Here is an 18761-nt window from a genome sequence, read left to right as displayed (position 1 = left end):
TATTGGAATCAAGTCAGGTCGATCCAACGAACATCCTGATACTGGCTTCATAGCACTAACCTACTTATCTTAATGAAAAAATATTTTTATCTTTTACTACTAAATTTTTTGCTCGTTTCTTTCGTCCATGCGCAGGTAAAGATAACGGGAAAGGTGCAGTCAGAAGACAATGTGCCACTTCCGTTGGCCACGGCTTACCTGATGAAAGCCAATTCCACCGTTGTACTGAAAGCTGCTGTAACAAACGAAGCCGGCGAGTACCAGTTTTCGGATGTAGCTGCCGGCAGTTATGTCGTTGATGCCAAGATGGTCGGGTATATAGCTGGTCGCAGCAATATTTTTGAGGTCGGCAAGTCTGATTATGCTGTAGCAACGATCAGTTTGCGCAGCGATAACCGTAAACTGGAGGAGGTGACGGTGGAAGGCAAGCGGCCTTTGGTTGAAAGCAAACCGGGGAAACTGATTTTAAATGTGGAGAATTCGCCCATTGCAGCAGGGAATAATGCTCTTGATATCGTCCAACGGGCACCGGGTGTAAGTTTGGACAACAACAATAACCTGCAACTGATGGGGCAGTCTGGTGTCGCGGTGACGATAGATGGACGGCAAACGTACATGACCGGCGAGCAGTTGCTCAATTTTTTGAAAAGCACCGATGGTAACCAGATCAAATCAGTGGAAGTAATTACTAGCCGTTCAGCAAAGGACGATGCTGAGGGCGCAGTAGGCACGATCAATATCGTCCTTAAGAAGAATCGGATGGAGGGGTTTAATGGTACCTTCAATCTTACGGCGGGGCACGGCGAGAAGTTCAGAGGAAACAGCTCGCTGTCGTTAAATTATAAGAAGAACAATACGACATTATTTGGTTCCTACGCTTATTCAGATGAAAAAGCTTATCGCAAACTTGAAATCGACCGCGTCATACAGAACAGTGGTGAACAGAAGTATTTTGCGCAGAAGTCGGCGTTGGGTGAGGAAGAACGTAATCATTCGTATCGCTTTGGTATTGAGCAGAAAACATCCAGCCGAAATACATTGACGGTACAGTTTAACGGTGCGAACAACACGGAGTATAATGACAATGACAGCAGAACAAATATCGGCAGATCCTTCGTGGACTATGACACAGTGTTAGTCTCGGAATCTGATTTCAAAGAATTATTTGACCGTTATTCAGCCAATCTAAATAATGAATTCCGGATAGATTCCAACGGGCGAAAGCTAACCGCCGACCTGGACTGGAGTAAATTCAAGAGCAGCAAACGTGTAAACTATCTTAATCAATACGCTGATGTGGGGGGCAAGGAAGCTCCGGCAGAAGCTGAACGTAGTGGAATGCCAATCGGGATTGATATATATGTAGCAAAGTTGGACTATGAGCATCCTTTGTCGAAGAGTTCCAAGCTTGAAATGGGAACAAAATACTCTAATGTTAAATCTGATAATGACCTGCTGTTTGAGAAATTGGTGGACCAGGGTTGGGTAAATGATGTATCTCGTACCAATCATTTTGTGTATAAGGAGCAGATTGCGGCAGCGTATCTAGATTATAACAATAGCATTGGTAAGTGGTCTTTAAAAGCAGGGCTAAGGGGTGAGTATACGTTTTCGGATGGAAACTCCATCACGATGAGCAAACGTGTAAAACGAAACTATTTTGAACTTTTTCCCAATGCTAACCTCAGCTATTCGTTCAATGAGAAACACATCCTGTCGCTTGGTTATACCCGGAAGGTGACAAGACCTAATTACCGGCAATTGAACCCCTTTGACTATTATATAGACAAACTTACTTTTGAACGCGGAAATCCGTATTTAAATCCGCAGTTCTCCAATGAATTTTCATTGAGTTATACCTTATTACAACGTTATAACCTAACCTTGGGAATTAATGACGTAAAAGACGCCATTGTTGAGAGTATGGGGCAAGATTCAGTGGCTGGTACTACATGGGTCATCCGTGAGAACTTAGGTCGGAATCTGACCTCCTACCTAAATCTCAATATTCCGGTCACTGTCTCAAAACTGTGGAGCATGAACAACAATATAACTGGTATTTATTTTGATTTTGATGGTATGATAGCAGGACTTCCGGTAAATCGGAAATCCTTTCTGGTCCAGGCCATGTCAATGCATAATCTTAAAATGAGCAAGAGCCTCTCTGCCAATGTCAATGTGCGCTATTTCTCACCATTCAAATATAATGTCTATGATCTGAAGAGCAGGTGGGATATGGAGGTTGGTATGACCAAAACGTTTAAGGAACGCAGTTCGCTCAAGTTGGCCGTTACCGATGTATTCAATACTGGAAATCAAAATCTAAGCACCAATTTTGGTCCTTTTGATTCCAGGATCAGACAACATCAAGACCGTCGGGTTGTGCGCCTGACTTACACCTATAAATTTGGTAATCTAAAGAATAATTATCGGAAGAAAGATACCAGCAACGAAGAAAAGGAACGGGCACAGTAACTGCTGTCATGGGTATAAAGACCGTAAGAAGATATCTTCTTACGGTCTTTCTTTTTAGTCGTTTTTGATTATTTCGGTCGGTAAAACCCGTGTTTCAAATTGCTCGTTCGGCGTTCGTTTTTCGATCAGCTGGATGAGGAGTTCGGTCGCTATTTTACCCATTTCAAAGGCGGGCTGCCGTATTGAGGCGACCTTAGCGGAGAACAGATCCACGACATTCGAGTTTGTGAATCCCGCAATAGCAATGTGGTGAAGATTGAGCTTGTCTTTCTTCTTTGCTACGTGCAAATAACCCGTTGTGAGCTTGTCGCCTGAAATAAATATCGCGTCAAAGCCTGTATGCATAAGTTCTTCTATGGCTGTCTCAATCTCATCCTGATGTAGCCCGCCGTACTGACAATATTTGACCAATGCCGGATCGAAATCGATATGGTTGGCCATTAAAGCCTTTTGGTACCCGTAAAGACGGTCCTTGGTAATCGACAAAGACTTTGAGCTCGTCAGGTGGGCTATCCGTTGTTTACCCTGTTTAATTAGGTGCTGGGTTGCATCGTATGCCCCTTGCTGATTATTCACAATAACCTTATAGGTGTCAAATTGTTGTGGTACCCGATCAAAAAACACGATCGGGAAACCGCGTTCCTGTAGTTTGTGCAGGTAGGAGATATCTTCGGTCTCTGAGGACAAAGCGATCAATAATCCGTCAATAGATCGAGATGTCAAATATTCCACGTTGAGACGCTCCCGTTCGGAAGACTCGTGTGTCTGGGAAATAATGATCTGAAAGTTTTTGTTATATGCAATGGATTCCGCTCCATCGATGACCTGGGAGAAGAAGTTATTGGCGATTTCGCTGACGATAATCCCAATCGAATGGCTGCGTCGTTCTTTTAAGCTTCTGGCAATCGGATTGGCGCGGTAATTTATTTTTTCGGCGTATTCCAATACAATCTTCTTCGTTTCAGGGCTTATTTCATAGCTGTCTCTTAGCGCTCTGGAAATCGTTGAAGTAGATAAATTAAGTGCTTTAGCAATATCTTTGATTGTATAGTTTTCAAATTTCATAACCGGCAAAATAGACTATAATATTAGCCAAAAAAAACCACAAAACCTAATTTTGACGACTGTTGCAATCGTTGCCGGCAACGATTGCATAAATTTTAACGACTGTGTATATGGACAAATCAGATATACTTTGTAAACTTGGTTGGAAACATAACCGATTAAACTATCCTTGTGATTTATCCCTAGGAGGCATGATTACGAATGGATTATAGAAAACCTGAGCGTGTGCTCTTAAAACATGTATATGATGAAAAAAGAAATTTGTGTCTTTATTGTTGGTCTTTGCATAGCAATTCTCCTTTTCGCTTTCCGGCAAGATCGCCCACTGACCATCTATATTATTGGCGACTCGACGGCAGCTATTAAACAGGAGCGGGCTTTTCCCGAAACCGGATGGGGAATGGCTTTTGCGAAATTGGCTGACCAACACGTCAAGGTTGATAACCGGGCCCTGAACGGACGCAGCAGTAAATCCTTCAAACACGATGTCGGCAAGGACGGAAGTATCGTGGATCATTGGACTCCAATTGTTGAGCATTTGCAGCATGGTGATTATGTATTCATCCAGTTTGGCCACAACGATGAGAAAATCAATAAGCCCAATGTGGGAACCTCTCTAGAGGAATTTGAACAGAACCTGACTTTCTACATCCAACAGACAAGGGAAAAAGGCGCGATTCCTGTTCTTTTAACATCGATCGCCAGACGTAAATTTGAAGGTGGTAGCTTGGTCCCTACACATGGGGATTATCCCTCGATTATGAAAAAACTGGCTGAAAACTTGCATGTACATTGTATCGATATGGAAGAAAAAACATCCCGATTATTGTCATCTTACGGTGATGAAAAAAGTAAACCATTGTTTCTTCATGTGGAAAAGGGAAACCCAAACTATCCAGAGGGTAAACAGGATGACACCCATTTAAGCCCGATCGGTGCTTCGGCTGTTGCCAACTTGGTCGTAGAGGGGATAAAGGAACTGAAATTGCCAATTTGCAAGCATTTTGAGGCGCATTAATATTGCGGAATTAACGATCTTATACTCATCCATCACAATTGCCAGCGTGCCGTTTAAAAACGAAACACCAGTTAATTGCAGACGCTGCAATTAACTGGTGTTTTTATAGGATATCGATCTCTCTAGAAGATATATTTGGTGCTTAAGAAATTCGATTCATTTTCACTAACGATCTCGTTCAGCAGTTTTTTGTTTTCTTCTGTGAATTTTGTCGCAACTAACGAACGGATAGAGAATGAACGTAGCGCATCAACGACAGATAATGTACCTTCGGCACTGTCCTTTCTTCCTGTGAAAGGGAAAGTATCAGGGCCACGTTGGCATTGGCAATTGATGTTGACACGGCTCACCTGATTAACCAACGGATCGATCAAAGAAGATACCACCGCTGCGTTATTGCTGAAAATACTTACCTGCTGTCCGTGAGATGAACCGATTAGGTACTCGATAGGCTCTTCGAGATCATCAAAAGGGACTACCGGGATCACCGGACCAAACTGTTCTTCTCTGTAGAGCTTCATCTGGGAGTTGACCGGATAAACAATCGCCGGATAGAAGAAAGATTCGGCTACCTGGCCGCCATTTTCATTGATTACTTTGGCTCCATACGCTTTCGCATCTTCGATGCACTCCGTTAAGTATGCCGGCTTGTTAACTTCTGGGAGAGGAGTCAAGGATACCCCTTTTTCCCAAGGCATTCCATACTTAAGCTTTCCAACTTCGGCAGAAAGACGTTTTAAAAACTCCTGTGCCAAGCTGCGGTGTACATAGATAATTTTCAATGCCGTACAACGCTGGCCATTGAATGAAAGCGAACCCAATACTGTTTCGGAGACCGCTAAGTTCAGATCAGCATCTTTGGTGATAATAGCCGCATTTTTAGCATCCAGTCCAAGGATCGCACGTAGACGGTTTACCTTTGGATGCAATTTTTTGAGTTCGTCAGCTACACGGCTTGATCCAATCAGGGTAAGGACATTGATTTTTCCGGATTGCATCAAACTTGGAACAATCTTGTTTCCACGTCCATAGATCGTATTGACCACTCCTTTTGGAAAACTTGTTCTAAATGCTTCCAATAAAGGGTAGTGCAATAAGGTGCCATGTTTAGGCGGTTTAAATAGCATGGTATTACCCATGATCAATGCAGGGATGAGCGTCGTGAAAGTCTCATTTAGCGGATAATTGAACGGTCCCATACAAAGGACAACTCCCAGTGGTGACCTTCTGATCTGGGCAACGATGCCCTGTTCGATCTGAAAACGTGAAGAGTCACGGTCTATATCTTTCAATGCATCGATCGTCGCGTAGATATACTCAACAGTACGATCAAACTCTTTTACCGAGTCTGCATACGACTTGCCAATTTCCCACATAATAAGCTTGACAACAATGTCTTTCTTGGCAATCATTTTTTGTGTAAAATTCTCCACACAAGCAATACGATCGGCAACGCTCATTGTTGGCCATTCTCCACGTCCATTGTCGTATGCTTTTACAGCAGCGTCTAAGGCTTCCATGGACTCTTTTTCAGTACAAACAGGGAAACTACCGATGCGCTTACGCTTCAGGCCGTCCTTCGTCTTCACACAAATCGGTGAAAAAACTTCGTTTACCTGACCCGCCCAAGAAATCATTTCTCCATTGGAAAGGAACTCTCTTTGATCGACCTGTTCGTCTAGTGTAAATTCTGCGGGAATGTCTTTCTCCTCGTAGAAGATACCTTCTAAGTTTAAGCTCATTGTTTTAAAAATGGTTTAGATTGATATTCATAAAGATATTGCTAATATAATACAATTTTTGCAATATTTGTTAATTTTTTATTAAAATTAGTTTAGGAACAAGGGCTTTCATTACCACCCATGCAATCAAGTATGCTAAAGCACAGAAAGAAAAGATAATAAAATACCCGGCTTCTTCGCCTTTAAAGCCCATAAATGTCATTTGTGTCTCTTTTGCATAATCAAACAGCCAGCCGGAGGTTTTATTGATAATAAAAGCGCCTACACCGCCCGCGAGTCCGCCTATGCCTGTAACTGTTGCAATAGCCCGCTTCGGAAAAGAGTCTCCGATGGTGGAGAAAATGTTTGCCGACCAGGACTGATGTGCTGCACCCGCAAAGCCGATTAAAATCACTGGTATCCAGTATGAAATATGTCCGAGAGGCTGCGCAAATAGAACAACTAACGGCACAAATGCAAACAAAAGCATAGCTTTCATCCGCCCTTCATAAGCGTTCATCCCTTTTTTATCAACAAAATAGGTAGGGAGCCAGCCGCCGTAGATCGATAACATCGTGATGGCATAAAGGACAAAGATTGCGAGCTGCCCCTCGGTATCGGATGATTTAATGTCATAAACAGCGGAAAGGTAGGCGGGCATCCAAAATAGGAAGAACCACCAAACACCATCGGTCATGAATTTTCCGAATACAAAAGCCCAGGTCTGTTTGTATTTGAGGCACTCTGATATTGTGGTCCTTGGTTGTTTTGTTGCACCGGGGTGAGCAGCTTGCTCTTCGTGGTCATCTTGGTGGATATAAGCTAGCTCAGCAGCATTGACTTTGGGGTTGTCATGTGGTTTTTTGTACAGGAAAATCCAAAAACCCATCCAGACGAACCCCAGTGCACCGATAATAATGAATGACATTTCCCATCCCCAATGTGCAGCGATGACAGGTATTGTCAGTGGCGCTGCTAGTGCACCTATAGTCGCCCCAGAGTTGAAAATGCTAGTGGCCAGCGCGCGGTCTTTTTTCGGAAAATACTCGGCAGTCGCTTTGATGGCTGCCGGAAAGTTTCCAGCTTCCCCAACAGCAAGCACAAACCGTGCAAAGATAAACAGGTTGACGCTGACACTGATGACTAAGCCTGCATTGTTCACGTGAGAAATAGCCTCTTTTGCTCCTTCAAAACCAACAAACCATTCACCGGCGACAATTCCAGATGTTGCAATCCCACAAAAAGCGTGGATAATGGCGCCAACGGACCAAATTCCTATAGCCCATAAAAATCCTTTTTTGGTGTCCATCCAGTCCACAAAACGGCCTGCGAAAAGCATACTGATCGCATAGAAGATAGAAAATAAAGCCGTAATATTTCCATAATCGGTATTGGTCCAATGGAATTCCGGACTGATAAAATCCTTCCAGGTCAATGAAAGTACCTGGCGGTCCAGGTAATTGATCGTCGTAGCAAAAAATAGTAGCGAACATATTACCCAGCGGTAATTGCCCTTTTTCTCCGTGTTCATCATAATGGGTTTAATAGTTTATTTTTATTGTTGTCGTGCTTTTGAAACGAAGTCAAGTGCTTTCTTCGTGTTTTCGAATAATTGGGCTGTATCTTTAGGATCTATAAGCTTGCTACCCATGCCTACTGCACATACTCCGGATCTGAACCAAGCTTTCAGATTCTCCATCTCAATTTCCACGCCGCCAGTGGGCATAAACTTTTGGTCTTTAAAAAGCTCGCGGATGGAGCTCATAAATGCAGGGCCCAGGATATTGGCCGGGAACAATTTAATCAGGGCAGCGCCTTGTTGCTGCGCTGTATAGATTTCAGTCGGTGTCATACAGCCCGGAATCCATAATTTATGCTGCTCATGAACAAGAGAGCCAACCAGTGGATTTACAAGGGGTGCAACAATGAAATCTGCACCTACCTGAAGGAACTGCTGTGCGTCTTCCACAGATTTGATTGTCCCGATACCCAAGTAAAGGTCTTGCATTTCAGCATCTCTTACGGCGATTAGGTGCTCGAATACCTCAAGAGCTTCTGCGCCTCTATTGGTAAATTCAAATACACGTACGCCTGCTTGATACAGCGTGCGTAGAATAGCGGCACTTCTCTCTCTATCGTGATGGAAGAACAGCGGAAGTGTCCCCTGTTCAATGATTTTTTGTAGTACAATTTCTTTCAAACTCATGCTCTCATTCTTTTTTTTATATCTTCTACTGTGCTTGTGGTTGCATCGCTGGCAATAAATAGTTTATCGAATGCAGCAAGCGTTGCAAACTCCAGTGTTTCTTTTGGTGGCAGGTTGGAATATAAACCGTAAATTAATCCTGCCATAAAGCAGTCGCCACTTCCGACTTTGTCTAAAATGTCCTCCGAGATATACTCTTTCGATTTGATCAGATTGTCCTTGTCAAACAATGTGGTATAATATCTGATGCCTTTGAGCTGATAGTCAAAACGGAAGGTGTTGGCTACATACTGGCAACGTGGATAGGCGCCAATGATTTCCTCGCTCGTTTCCAGGGCCTGTGTGAGCAAATCCTCATCCTTATAACCTGAGGCCTGTGTCAGGAACTGTCCGTTTAGCTTTGTGTCGAGCATCTGATGGGCTGCCCAGATATTGCCCATGATAAGGTTACAGTGTTTTGCTATCTCCGGCATCACTTCTTTTGGAGCTTTTCCATATTTCCACAGCTTGGACCGATAATTCAGATCCAGGGACACAAATATGCCCTTCTCTTGGGCGACCTGTACCGCCTCCAGGCAAAGGTCGGCGACCTCCTGGCTGATAGCTGGACAAATCGCAGAGAAATGGAACCATTTGACATCTGCAAACACCTGATGCCAATCGATACTGCCTACCTTCAGACTGGCAAAAGAAGAATGTGCCCGATCGTAAATCACGGCTGCGTTTTTGAGGTCCTTCCCCTTGGGTAGATAATATATTCCCAGTCGGTCTCCCGTCCATTGCATGGATGTTGTATCGATATTCTTCCGTTGCAGATACTGGTCAATGCTTTCACAAATGGCATTTTGAGGCACTGCAGATAAATAAGAGGATGGCACATTCCAAAGGGCGAGAGCAGTCGCCACATTCAGTTCTGCTCCCCCTACATAGAAAGGTAGTTGATGCTGTTCAATCCAGTTCTGTTCGATGTCGGGACAGATGCGCAACAGCAATTCGCCAAAGCTTAGTACTTTACCCTGCATTTTGTTAAAATTCAAAATATTCTCGTGCGTTATTATAACTGATGTCCTGTACGATTTTGCCTACCCATTCGATATCGTTCGGTATCTCGCCTCTTTCGATGTCTTGCCCGAAGATGTCACACAGCAATCTCCGGAAGTATTCATGTCTCGGGAACGAAAGGAAGCTTCGGGAATCAGTCAACATGCCGACAAGGCGACTTAATAGCCCCATATTTGAAAGCGCGTTAATCTGCTTTGTCATACCATCTTTCTGATCCAAAAACCACCAAGCTGAGCCAAATTGAATTTTTCCTTTGATAGATCCATCGTTAAAGTTCCCAATCATGGTTGCAATGAGCTCATTGTCTGCCGGATTGAGGTTATACAAGATGGTCTTGGTTAGCTTATCCTGATTGTCTAATTTATTCAAAAATTTTGACAATGCGCGGGCCTGGCTAAAATCGCCGATCGAATCCCACCCTGTATCTGGCCCGATTAAGCGGTGCATACGCGCATTATTATTGCGCAATGCGCCCAGGTGATATTGTTGAACCCATCCTTTTTCGTGATCCCACTCTGCAAAATAGATCAGCATGGCGGATTTGAATTTCAGGTTTTCATCGAAGGAAATTTCTTTTTTTGACCGTATTTTGTCGAAAATCGAGGCAATTTCCTGTTCGGTATAATCTTCGGCGTAAATCTGCTCAAGGCCATGGTCAGAAACACTACATCCATTGGCAGCGAAAAAGTCATGTCTGGCTTTCAATGCGCGCAGATAATCTCCTAAGCTGTGGATGGTCAGGTTACAGACTTCTTCCAGTTTGTCGATATATTGGTTCAGCGCGACCAGGTCATCGGCGTTCATGGCTTTGTCGGGACGAAACGCCGGAAGCATTTTGAAGGACTCGTTTTCTCCGGCGAATTGTTGATGGAATTCCAAACTATCAATAGGATCGTCCGTAGTACAGACTACTTCAACATTCATCATTTTCAATAATCCGCGTACAGAATGGCTGTCTTGCTGTAGGAGCTGACCGGTATCCGCATATATTTTACCGGCTGTTTTTGGAGAAAGTAAGTCCGTTATGCCGAAATAGCGTTGGAGCTCAAGGTGCGTCCAGTGATGTAGCGGGTTGCGTAATGTATAAGGCACTGTTTCTGCCCATTTCATGAATTTTTCTTCGTCTGAGGCATCGCCCGTAATATACCGTTCATTCACACCATTGGCGCGCATCGCCCGCCATTTATAATGATCACCATGGAGCCAGACCTGACTGATATTTTCAAATTTAATATCATTGGCGATCTGCTCCGGAATCAGATGATTATGATAGTCGATAATGGGTAGCTGTTTTGAATAATTGTGGTACAGCACTTCTGCTGTTTTTGAGTTTAATAAAAAGTTTTCGTCTAAGAATGCTTTCATACTATATAAATTTATAAGCTCACACCTCTTTTCCAAGGGATGAAGTCGTCCTGATTTAATTGAACAGCCTTGGGAATTACCTCACCGCTGGCTGCTTTGATGCAATACTCGAGTATATCTTCGCCCATTTCCTGGATTGTTTTGTCACCATCGATAATAGGGCCGGTATTAATGTCAATGATGTCGGCCATTTTCTTTGCCAATGTATTATTGGTGGCGACTTTGATTACCGGGCATATTGGATTACCGGTAGGGGTGCCCAGTCCCGTAGTAAATAAAATTAAGGTGGCGCCTGCGGCTGCTTTACCGGTTGTGGCTTCGACATCGTTGCCTGGTGTGCAGACCAGATTAAGTCCGGCTTTTGTGGCTGCCTCCGTATAATCGAGGACATCGACTACAGGGGAGGTGCCGCCTTTTTTGGCAGCGCCATTACTTTTGATGGCATCCGTAATGAGTCCGTCACGTATATTGCCCGGTGAAGGATTCATATAAAACCCCGAGCCTACAGCCTCCGCTGCATTGCTATAGGCGGTCATCAAGTCGATAAATTTATTGGCTGCGGCAGGATCCAACGTCCGGTCTATAAGATTCTGTTCGGCACCGCATAATTCCGGAAATTCCGCTAGAAGCACCTTCCCCCCCAAAGCGACCAGGAGATCAGCCGTATAACCGACAGCTGGATTCGCCGAAATACCGCTGAAACCATCACTGCCACCACACTTGACACCGAGTGTCAATTTGCTTAAAGGCACCGGTTGTCTGGTAATTTTGTTGATTTCTGTAAGGCCGATGAAGGTCTGCAGTATGGCTTCCTTAATCAGCTGTTCCTCGCTCTTCGATTGTTGCTGTTCAAATACATATAGCGGTTTATCAAAATTGGGATTGCGAAGCTTGATGTCGTTCACCAAGTCGTTTAGTTGTAGATTCTGACAGCCTAGGCTTAATACTGTCACACCGGCTACGTTGGGATGGTCAGCATAAGCCGCAAGCAGTTTACTTAAGACCGCCGCATCCTGTCGTATTCCGCCACAGCCGCCCTGATGGTTGAGAAATTTGATCCCATCGACATTTTTGAATACCCGGCTGGATTGCGCTGTACTGGTATTGAGTTTTTCCAATGAAGACAGATCCAAGGTTTCCCCTTTTTCATAGGCTTGCAGCAGCTGGTGTGTGAAATTTTTATATTTCCCGGTAACGGAGTACCCAAGCTCATTGTAGAGAGCCTCTTTGATGACATCCAAGTTCCTGTTTTCACAAAATACTGTCGGGATGAAGAGCCAATAATTGGCTGTTCCGGCCCGTCCGTCTCCGCGTAGGTATCCGTTGAAGGTCCTTGTCTCGAATTTAGAGACATCGGGTTTGTCCCAATGGTACTGGGAAGGTCTGAAATGATAAGGCTCCGCAGCATGTTTGGTGTTTTCGGTATTCATTATACTCCCTTGCGGAATGTCAAATTGCGCTTTTCCGACAAGCACACCATACATTCGGATCTCATCGCCGAAACGCATATCATGCATAAAAAATTTGTGTTTGGCGGGAATATCTTCCTGCAGGATATAATGTGCTCCTTCAAATGAGATAGCTTCACCCTTTCTTAGATCCTGTAAAGCGACCAGGACGTTGTCCTTCGGATGTATTTTAAGTACTTTATTTTTCATGTTCCAAAATAGTTAGCGCTTGCAACGCACCATTGTGAATAATCTGTTTTAGCTGTCGGTCTACAGTTTCTTCCAGTCCGGGAAACTTGGTCAGATCCCTATTCCATAAGCCGACGTTCGAAAGAACGGTATGAACAACCGTCTCCGGCTGCTGCCAGGCCTCATAAAAGACTGCTGCAGATTCATCCTGAATTTCGATGGTGCGTCCATTGATGGTCCGTATGTAATGGCTATCTTTCCGTTCTGACTTTAAAAAGTAAAGGTAAGCTGCAAATCCCAGAGCGAATAGCTGCGGTGCCTCGCTGTGGCTGCCATACCATTTATCCAATAAAGGGATATTACGCATGGCCATTTTCGAACTGTAGTTGAGGGCTATTGATTCCCATTTATGTTCGAGATAAGGATTGGCGAAGCGATCCATAACTTTTGATGAAAAATCCTTCACGTCGTTTTGAGAAATCGCCGTGCTTAAGATGGATGGTCCAATTTCATCTTGCATCAGCAAGCGGATAAATTGGCTGAACGCAGCGTGCTGCATGGCTTCTTTGACGGTAGTGAAGCCCGATAGAAGTGCCATTGCGCAGCTCAGTGTATGCGTTCCATTGAGGAGCCTGAGCTTAATTTCTTTGTACTTTTCTATGGAGGGGACCAGCAGCACGCTGGAATCCGCTACGGCGAAGGATAAGCGCTGTTTTACACGGTCGGATATTGCTTCGATGGCCCACAAACGGAAGGGTTCGGCCATGATCATCAACTGATCCTCATATCCTAACATTGCTGTTGTCTTTACATAGTCTGCCGGCGATAGCGCACCGGGGACAATGCGGTCCACCAAAGTATTGCAAAAGTCGTTGGCTCCCGTCAGCCATTCTATAAAATCTGCTGACAGGCTGTTCTGTTGAGCAAGGTCAAAAATAATCTTTTTTAATTTGCTGCCATTATCCGTTATCAGTTCGGTCGGCACGATCGTTAACCCTTTCGTAATGTCGCCGGCAAAATGTGTAAACCGGTGGTATAAAATAGCCAAAAGCTTGCCGGGGAAAGACTTTGGAGGATTGTCGTCAACAAGGTCTTCACTCATCACGATACCGACTTCAGTGGTATTGGAGAAAACGATCTCAAGTGCGGGGTTTTCTGCGTTTTTCAGTATTTCTTGCCAGGATTCGCTTGCTGAGAGCACGCGAGAAATGCTATTATTAATCTCGTAGCTTGATATTTCTTTGCCTTCGTCCAACCCCTTTATGCACAAAGTATATAAGTTGTTTTGCTGTTCAAACGAATCTGCAGTACCGGCGCTTGTTGATTTGATGACTACAATTCTTCCCCGGAATAGCCCCTGTTGGTTTGCTTTGTTCACAAAGTAGTCCGGTAGGCCCCGAAGTAAAACACCCGTCCCAAACTGAAGTATTTTTTCAGGATATAAAAATGAGGCTTCTGTTGGTGTATCGACCAAATCGGAAGCAATTGATTGTAATGTATCTTGTGTAAGTAGCATTGCTCTTTTCTATTATTGAATTTGATGTTGTTGTTTCCATTTTAAATAGTCCACACGGATTAATTTTTCAGGCCAGTCTCCAAACCATGCATAACCATTCTTCCGTTCTTCTGACAATTCTTCGAACTTGTACTTAATGGAATTATCCCTGTCTCCAAAAAGTGGCCTATTGTCCTGAAGGTCATAAAAACGTGCCCAGACCACGGATGCGCTGTCCGGGATAAGCTTGCGCTCCGTTTGCCCAGTTGATTGATTTTTTTCAGTAGCGAAGCGGTAGCCTTTAATTTTATTATTTTGAAACCAGCTGATTGCATGAGTTATAGCCAATTGAATCTGCGGAGTGGCGGGTTGTTGCATAAGGAAGCGTACGATAGCGACCGATTCACTTGTGCTCAAGGCTGCGGGCTCAAATTTCCGTGCCTGTGCTGCTGTCAGGTTTTTCTCATCATACTGTGCCGCCCAGATCGTGGGTGTTGTGTTTTGGACAATCTGCGTTTTAAGGATGCAAGCTATCCCTCTCTCGACAGCCGACTGAGCTCTTTTTCGATAGTCTGTATGAATTGCCTCAAAGCCATGTTGCGCTTTAGCAACGTTATCCAGCACACGAAGAGCGTTGATCATGGCGTTGTCGTTATAAGTGATTTCGGCACGATAAAGCGATTTGTTGGGATAATATTGCGGAAATCCGCCATTTTCATACTGTGCAGAAAGGAGATAGGCTATCCCTTTTTCGGCACCCTTTAAATAAGCTTCCTGTTTTGTCGTACCATAAGCTTTGATGAGGCTATTTATTTCTCTCGTCGTTGCGTTGTTGTCTATGGTTGCATGATCAATTCCCGTGTCTTTTATTTTTTTTCTAAGGCGGCCGTCGATAGGCAGCCTATAGTCTACTACACTTTTATCGATCAGCTGTTTGGGCCATGCACCATTTGGAAGTTGATACAACAAGATCTTATCAGCAAGGGAGTCCTTCTGAATTTGCGCGCGCAAAGGGTAAAGACTCAGTGTGAGTGCAGCTAAACAGATGATTTTGCAATAAGACACTTCCATATTTGTATTATTTTTTAGCTTGTTTCACCAACCACTCGGTAAGGTCATTTGCTGCGGTAAAATTTTGGTATTCTTTAGGAAGCTTTCGTCCGTCAGTGTACTCGTTGTACAGCCAAGGGTCGCCGATAGCGAATACCGTTCCTTTTCCATAGGTTGCTATCGCGATGATATTGTCACCATTATCCTTTATCAAGGCCTGTGCAGGTGACGTTACCCGCAAAGTCGAAATCTCCTTGATATATATTTTTGACGTGTTTGGAAATACTTTATTGCCTTGTGGAATGGCGATTGCTCCGGTCTCGAATTCCCTTCCTTTGACGCGGTTACGGCTATCTTCATTGAACGTGATGCCGAACTGCTTGCACAAAGTATTAAATTTGCTGATTTCACAATTTCCTTTGTCATTCAGCATAAGGACAAGGACCCCACCCTTCTTTACCCAGTCGGTGATTTGCTTTGCATCTGCCTCATTCATGAAATTCGGCTTTTCGGTTTCTTTTTCCGTATCAGGATCCACGATAATATAAATGCTTGATCGTGCCAGATGACGTGCTGTAGGCGCTTCTTTGAGCGTTTGGAGCTGACCACCATTTTTTTCAAAGATTCGGCCCCACAACGAAAAGCCATTATTATCATCACCATCCCATAGATAATGGTAGGGTTTGAGCTGTCCTGAGGCGGTACGTTTAAATTCGTTGTTGTAATAGTTATCCAAGGTGATATTCAGGCTCTTTTTCCCTTTTCTTGCGCGTAAGAATTCGACTTCGGAGGCAGCCAGAATAAAGGCCCCCACACCTTTTGGATCATTGGTGATGACAGGCTCACTCATATAGTATTCAAAACTACCATCGCGATAGTTTTTGCTGCCGCCCAATCCGGATACTTCAACAACCTTGTTGAGATTTATCTGATCTTTACCCGCAGGAGAGGTAAATTCGCTAACAAGGCCTTGGAAAGCGAAATCCAGATTCTTTTCAAATGAGTTTGGTATGTATCCTTTACGCAACGATTTTGCTAAAGCGAATACAAACATACTGGATGCCGAAGCTTCTAGATAATTGCCTTCTCGGGTACCCAAATCGACGATATCATACCATACTCCAGTTTTGCTGTCCTGATATTTGGTCACTGCCGATAAGGTTCTGTTCAATATCGCTATCAATTCAGGCCTGCGGGAATGGTTTTCCGGGAAATAATCCAATACATCGACAAGAGCCATGACGTACCAGCCCATGCCACGGCCCCAAAAATGTCGGGATAAGCCTGTTTTGGGGTCTGACCAGCGTTCCTTTCTAGATTCGTCCCAACCGTGATATAGTAGGCCTGTTTTGGGGTCCCGTGCGTTTTTCTCCATGTATACGAATTGATTTGCGATGTCATCAAAAGCACTTGGGATATTCATCAAACTAGCGTATTCCGCATAAAAGGGCTGCCCCATATAGAGACCATCGAGCCACATCTGATAAGGATATATCTTCTTATGCCAAAACCCGCCTTCATTGGTACGCGGATGTTTTTTGAGCTGGGCATATAGCTGATGGCACGCTTTCAGGTATTTTTCCTGTCCCGTTACCTTGTACAGCATCAACAAGGTCGTGCCATTTTTAATATTGTCGATATTGAAATCCGTAGCTCTATAATTTTTTATCGAGTCTGGAATACTTAAATAGGGGTCCATGCGGGATTGTATATAGTTGAAATAATCCCCATTTCCTGTGTTGCGCCATACTTCTGTCAGCCCCTCAAAAATAACCCCCATATCGTATGACCACTTAGGAAATTTGCCTGGGTTAGTGAAGAGCGTGTCTGGGTAAATTTTGTTCAATACCGTCGTGGCCATTTGTTCTGATAGGGCTTTCTGCTGTGCAAATCCATTAAAAGAACCCAGAACGACAACATTGAAAAGAAGGATAAGTAACTTTTTCATGGTATTCTAATTTGTGATGGTTAGGGATTTGTGCGTACTTCCGTCGATAAACTGTTTGTCTTTCTTCGCTGATTTTATATTGGATTTGGACAGATTGATCTTGCTGCTGTTTTCGCCTGCGACCTGGATAAATAGCTCAGGTGAATTTAAAGCCTGAATATTTTCCAGGTTAATGGAACTGCTGTTGTTGACAGCAATCAACGGAGCACTATCCTTTGTTTTTAGAATGATATCCTTCAATTGGATCGTTGATGCTTCAATAATTTCAATACCCTTAGTCGCTTCTAACGTTGCATTTTCAATATGGATATTTTGGATGTGCATTTCGGGGAGGCCACGGAAGAATATACCTTTCGAAGCACCTTTAGCAACGATATTCTTGATATAGAAATTTCTAAACTGCGGAGTCTCCTCCGTAACAGGAAGTTTTACCGTCTTTACTGCAGCTCTCTTTTCTCCGGCCAATGGCACTGGGTCTACCGCGGCATAGTACATATCAAATAAGATAGCTTCGCCAGGAATGTCGATCATATTGATATTATTGATAAAGATATTCTCTACGACGCCACCGCGGCCTCTTGTTGTCTTAAAGCGTAGGCCGATATCCGTGCCAATAAAGGAGCAGTCTTCTACCCAAATATTGCGTGCGCCACCGCTCATCTCACTACCGATAACAAAGCCACCATGTGCGTGGTACACCACATTGTTTCGAACGATAACATTTTCTGTGGGCATACCGCGGTCACGTCCTGCTTGATCGCGTCCTGACTTGATGCATATGCCATCGTCACCCACATCAAAGGAGCAGTCCTCAATAAGTACATTTTTACAAGACTCTACATCCACTCCGTCTCCGTTCTGTCCGTACCAGGGATTGCGAACGGTAAGTCCGCGTAAGGTTAAGTCCTGACACATGAGCGGATGTATATTCCATGCGGGAGAGTTCTGTATCGTGACCCCTTCAAGCAGGATTTTTTTACAGTTTGTAAAGACCAATAAATTAGGCCTTAGAAAGTCTTTTACATTCTTAAAATCGTTTACCGTTGTTCCCGGACGGATAGTTCCAGCTTTCTTCTCTTTTGCACCCCTGAGCGAACTCTCAGAAGGATACCAAATTTCTGTTTCAGGATCCACAATGCCTCCGGAGGCAACAAGGTTTTTCCATTGTGAAGCTGTCAATTTACTTTTTTTGACCATTCTCCAGGCGTCGCCATTGCCATCGATAATACCGTTGCCGGTGATAGCGATATTGGTGAGCTCCTTTCCAGATATCGGATTTTGGTTTCTCCAGGCTGGTTCACCCTCCCAATTCGATTCAACTAATTTATATTCATCAAAATCTCTTGTGAATAACAGAACAGCATCTTTTTTGAGGTGTAGATTGACGTTGCTTTGCATTTCGATCGGGCCGGAGAGCCAGAGTCCGGAGGGGATCAGGACGACGCCGCCACCTTGGTCGCTACACGCTTTGATCGCCCGGTTTATCGTGGAAGTGTTCAGGAACTGGCCATCACCTTTGGCACCATAGTCCACAATATTCAGCGTGTCTCTTTTGAAACTGACCTGCTGTATGACCGGTCGGACCGGTTCCTGGGCCATACCGACGAAAGGCAGCATGAGGAGCGCCGTAAGGGCAGATTTCAATGTATAGGAAGATTGCTTTCTAAACGGATTCATTTTTTTAAATTTTTGGTTTAAAAACGGTTATTTGTAAAAGCA

General features: G+C 44.0%; 13 protein-coding genes. 2 read left to right on the top strand and 11 right to left on the bottom strand.

Translation table 11 applies throughout. From position 1 onward, the window contains the following. The first annotated feature begins 72 nt into the window (after positions 1 to 72). A complete protein-coding gene (locus tag K7A41_RS15275) occupies positions 73 to 2475 on the top strand; it encodes an outer membrane beta-barrel family protein (protein WP_265714372.1) in 2403 nt (800 codons plus the stop codon). A 54-nt stretch (positions 2476 to 2529) separates the two neighbouring features. Here the strand turns inward: K7A41_RS15275 and K7A41_RS15270 are convergent, their stop codons facing one another. Then, complete coding sequence (locus K7A41_RS15270) at positions 2530 to 3540, bottom strand: LacI family DNA-binding transcriptional regulator (protein ID WP_265714371.1); 1011 nt, start codon at positions 3538 to 3540, stop codon at positions 2530 to 2532. 244 nt (positions 3541 to 3784) lie between these two features. Here K7A41_RS15270 and K7A41_RS15265 point away from each other — a divergent pair, with 244 nt between their 5' ends. After that, the gene (locus tag K7A41_RS15265) at positions 3785 to 4558 is read left to right on the top strand and encodes a rhamnogalacturonan acetylesterase (RefSeq protein ID WP_265714370.1); all 774 of its coding nucleotides are present in this window, start codon (positions 3785 to 3787) and stop codon (positions 4556 to 4558) included. A gap of 122 nt (positions 4559 to 4680) precedes the next feature. Here K7A41_RS15265 and K7A41_RS15260 read toward each other — a convergent pair whose 3' ends face one another. From K7A41_RS15260 to K7A41_RS15215, 10 genes are all read right to left on the bottom strand, one after another. Further along, on the bottom strand, positions 4681 to 6300 hold the full coding sequence (locus tag K7A41_RS15260; RefSeq protein ID WP_265714369.1) for an NADP-dependent glyceraldehyde-3-phosphate dehydrogenase: 1620 nt from the start codon (positions 6298 to 6300) through the stop codon (positions 4681 to 4683). Between the two features lie 70 nt (positions 6301 to 6370). Continuing rightward, on the bottom strand, positions 6371 to 7810 hold the full coding sequence (locus K7A41_RS15255; RefSeq protein ID WP_028071025.1) for an MFS transporter: 1440 nt from the start codon (positions 7808 to 7810) through the stop codon (positions 6371 to 6373). 24 nt (positions 7811 to 7834) lie between these two features. Next, on the bottom strand, positions 7835 to 8485 hold the full coding sequence (locus K7A41_RS15250; RefSeq protein WP_265714368.1) for a bifunctional 4-hydroxy-2-oxoglutarate aldolase/2-dehydro-3-deoxy-phosphogluconate aldolase: 651 nt from the start codon (positions 8483 to 8485) through the stop codon (positions 7835 to 7837). After that, a complete protein-coding gene (locus K7A41_RS15245; protein ID WP_265714367.1) occupies positions 8482 to 9507 on the bottom strand; it encodes a sugar kinase in 1026 nt (341 codons plus the stop codon). Before K7A41_RS15245 ends, K7A41_RS15250 begins: the two co-directional genes overlap by 4 nt. 4 nt (positions 9508 to 9511) lie before the next feature. Then, positions 9512 to 10912, bottom strand: a complete 1401-nt coding sequence (gene uxaC / locus K7A41_RS15240) for a glucuronate isomerase (RefSeq protein WP_265714366.1) — start codon at positions 10910 to 10912, stop codon at positions 9512 to 9514. An 11-nt stretch (positions 10913 to 10923) separates the two neighbouring features. Then, the gene (locus K7A41_RS15235; protein WP_265714365.1) at positions 10924 to 12570 is read right to left on the bottom strand and encodes a UxaA family hydrolase; all 1647 of its coding nucleotides are present in this window, start codon (positions 12568 to 12570) and stop codon (positions 10924 to 10926) included. Next, positions 12560 to 14065 (bottom strand): tagaturonate reductase, encoded by a 1506-nt coding sequence (locus tag K7A41_RS15230; RefSeq protein WP_265714364.1) that lies wholly within the window; start codon positions 14063 to 14065, stop codon positions 12560 to 12562. Before K7A41_RS15230 ends, K7A41_RS15235 begins: the two co-directional genes overlap by 11 nt. 12 nt (positions 14066 to 14077) lie before the next feature. Then, a complete protein-coding gene (gene pelA / locus K7A41_RS15225; protein WP_265714363.1) occupies positions 14078 to 15115 on the bottom strand; it encodes a pectate lyase in 1038 nt (345 codons plus the stop codon). 7 nt (positions 15116 to 15122) lie between these two features. Then, positions 15123 to 17042: a glycoside hydrolase family 88 protein gene (locus K7A41_RS15220; RefSeq protein ID WP_265714362.1), complete on the bottom strand. Its 1920-nt coding sequence runs from the start codon at positions 17040 to 17042 to the stop codon at positions 15123 to 15125. Between the two features lie 6 nt (positions 17043 to 17048). Further along, positions 17049 to 18719, bottom strand: coding sequence for a glycoside hydrolase family 28 protein (locus K7A41_RS15215; protein ID WP_322784029.1), 1671 nt, complete (start codon positions 18717 to 18719; stop codon positions 17049 to 17051). Between the last annotated feature and the right edge of the window lie 42 nt (positions 18720 to 18761).

The sequence above is a fragment of the Sphingobacterium sp. InxBP1 genome (assembly GCF_026191775.1).
Taxonomy (GTDB): domain Bacteria; phylum Bacteroidota; class Bacteroidia; order Sphingobacteriales; family Sphingobacteriaceae; genus Sphingobacterium; species Sphingobacterium thalpophilum.
Note: the sequence above shows the minus strand (reverse complement) of the source record. Positions and strands in the feature narration are given on the sequence as shown.

Bases quoted from the DNA above. Each gene is read 5' to 3' on its own strand.
- K7A41_RS15265 (WP_265714370.1), top strand. From the start codon at position 3,785: ATGATGAAAAAAGAAATTTGTGTCTTTATTGTTGGTCTTTGCATAGCA.
- K7A41_RS15220 (WP_265714362.1), bottom strand. From the start codon at position 17,042: ATGAAAAAGTTACTTATCCTTCTTTTCAATGTTGTCGTTCTGGGTTCT.
- K7A41_RS15215 (WP_322784029.1), bottom strand. From the start codon at position 18,719: ATGAATCCGTTTAGAAAGCAATCTTCCTATACATTGAAATCTGCCCTT.
- K7A41_RS15255 (WP_028071025.1), bottom strand. From the start codon at position 7,810: ATGAACACGGAGAAAAAGGGCAATTACCGCTGGGTAATATGTTCGCTA.
- K7A41_RS15245 (WP_265714367.1), bottom strand. From the start codon at position 9,507: ATGCAGGGTAAAGTACTAAGCTTTGGCGAATTGCTGTTGCGCATCTGT.
- K7A41_RS15275 (WP_265714372.1), top strand. From the start codon at position 73: ATGAAAAAATATTTTTATCTTTTACTACTAAATTTTTTGCTCGTTTCT.
- K7A41_RS15230 (WP_265714364.1), bottom strand. From the start codon at position 14,065: ATGCTACTTACACAAGATACATTACAATCAATTGCTTCCGATTTGGTC.
- K7A41_RS15250 (WP_265714368.1), bottom strand. From the start codon at position 8,485: ATGAGTTTGAAAGAAATTGTACTACAAAAAATCATTGAACAGGGGACA.
- pelA (WP_265714363.1), bottom strand. From the start codon at position 15,115: ATGGAAGTGTCTTATTGCAAAATCATCTGTTTAGCTGCACTCACACTG.
- K7A41_RS15235 (WP_265714365.1), bottom strand. From the start codon at position 12,570: ATGAAAAATAAAGTACTTAAAATACATCCGAAGGACAACGTCCTGGTC.
- K7A41_RS15260 (WP_265714369.1), bottom strand. From the start codon at position 6,300: ATGAGCTTAAACTTAGAAGGTATCTTCTACGAGGAGAAAGACATTCCC.
- K7A41_RS15270 (WP_265714371.1), bottom strand. From the start codon at position 3,540: ATGAAATTTGAAAACTATACAATCAAAGATATTGCTAAAGCACTTAAT.
- uxaC (WP_265714366.1), bottom strand. From the start codon at position 10,912: ATGAAAGCATTCTTAGACGAAAACTTTTTATTAAACTCAAAAACAGCA.